The organism is Parasphingorhabdus sp., from assembly GCF_036964675.1.
Lineage (GTDB): Bacteria > Pseudomonadota > Alphaproteobacteria > Sphingomonadales > Sphingomonadaceae > Parasphingorhabdus.
Window position 1 is genome coordinate 9,322 of the sequence record NZ_JBALTF010000044.1, and the last position, 1,592, is coordinate 10,913.

A 1,592-nucleotide genomic window follows, 5' to 3' on the forward strand; every position below is an offset into this window, starting at 1 on the left:
CTATGATTATCAAGATCGGCAAGCGTCTGCGCGGCACGATGAATCGCCTATCGATGGGCCAATCGAAGATTCCGACCGAGGCGGTCCTTCAGGCCAGTGCCTTTCACTGGACCGACAGGCTGACCGAAAAATGGCAGCTTGTCGCGCAGGAAGCCGACTCGATCTTGCGCCACCGCGATGCCGTGCCGCCGCTCAAGGATATTTCACCCGATCATGCGCGGATTGCCGGCGATGGCAATTGGCGCTCGTTCTTTCTGATCGGCTATGGCTATGAAGTCGCGGAAAATTGCGCGCGTGCACCGGTAACGGCGGCACTGGTGCGCCAGATACCCGACCTCAATTCGGCCTTTTTCTCGATATTGGAGCCCGGCGCCACTATTCCCCGCCATCGCGGGGTTACGCGGGGTCTGGTCACCTGCCATCTCGGATTGATCATCCCCGATAGGCCGGAGAAATGCGTGATGCAGGTCGAGGATAATGAGCTGTTCTGGGAGCCGGGCAAATGGCTGATCTTCGATGATAGCACCTTTCACGAAGTGCATAACCGGACGGATCAGCGCCGGGTCATCCTGCTGATCCAGGTGAAGCGGCCAATGCGCCTGCTTGGCCGCATTGCCAATGATCTCGCCCTGTGGGGCATTCGCCGGTCACCCTTTGTACAGGATGCCCGGCGAAACCTCGATATGTGGGAAGAGGCCTATAAACAGGCGGAACAGAATGAGCCCGGCTGATCAGAGGGTTCAGGCAACCGCGAACATCTCGGGATCCAGCGCCATGATCGCATCGCTGCCACCTTCGATCTTGCGGCGCAGCGATCCGGTATCCGGCAGGAAACGTTCCGCAAAATATTGCGCGGTCACCAGCTTGGCTTCATAATATTTCGGATTGTCCGTGCCCGCTGCCAATGCGGCCTGGGCCGCCTTGCTCATCCGCAACCACATCAGTCCGAGCGATACGATGCCCATCAGGTGCATATAATGATAGGCGCCGGCACCGGCATTGTTCGGATTGGCCAGACCATGTTGCATGAACCACATCGTCGATTTTTGCAGTTCGCCGTTGGCTTTTTCCAGAGCTTCGGCAAATCCGGCAAGCTTTTCGTGGCCTTTCGCTTCGGCAATCTCGTCGGCTACGACCTTGAAAAATGCCTGGACCGCACGGCCACCGTTCTGGCCAAGCTTGCGCCCAACCAGATCCATCGCCTGGATACCATTGGTGCCTTCGTAGATCATCGCAATCCGCGCATCGCGCACGAACTGTTCCATGCCCCATTCGCGGATATAGCCGTGGCCGCCATAGACTTGCTGCGATTCGGTGCAGATGTCATAGCCCTTGGCCGTGCCATAGCCCTTGATCACCGGCGTCAGCAGGCTGACCAGGTCATTGGCCAACTGGCGCTCTTCCTCGGTTTCCGCCTTGTCCGCCAGATCAACCTGCAACGCACCCCAGAGAACCAGCGCGCGCATCGACTCGGTAAAAGCCTTGCCGTCCATCAGCATCCGGCGAACATCGGGATGAACGAACAATGTGTCCGCTTTTTCTTCCGGATCCTGCGCTCCGGTCAGCGCCCGGCCCTGGCGACGGTCGCCGGC

The 1,592-nt window shown here is 58.9% G+C and carries 2 protein-coding genes; one reads left to right on the plus strand and one right to left on the minus strand.

All coding sequences use genetic code 11. The annotated features are described in order from the left end of the window. The coding region (locus V7665_RS09080) for an aspartyl/asparaginyl beta-hydroxylase domain-containing protein (protein WP_335664219.1) at window positions 1–731 on the plus strand (731 nt) is incomplete at its 5' end. Window positions 732–740: 9 nt separating this feature from the next. Here V7665_RS09080 and V7665_RS09085 read toward each other — a convergent pair. After that, window positions 741–1,592 (minus strand): acyl-CoA dehydrogenase (locus V7665_RS09085; protein ID WP_335664220.1); only part of this gene is annotated, 852 nt, incomplete at its 5' end.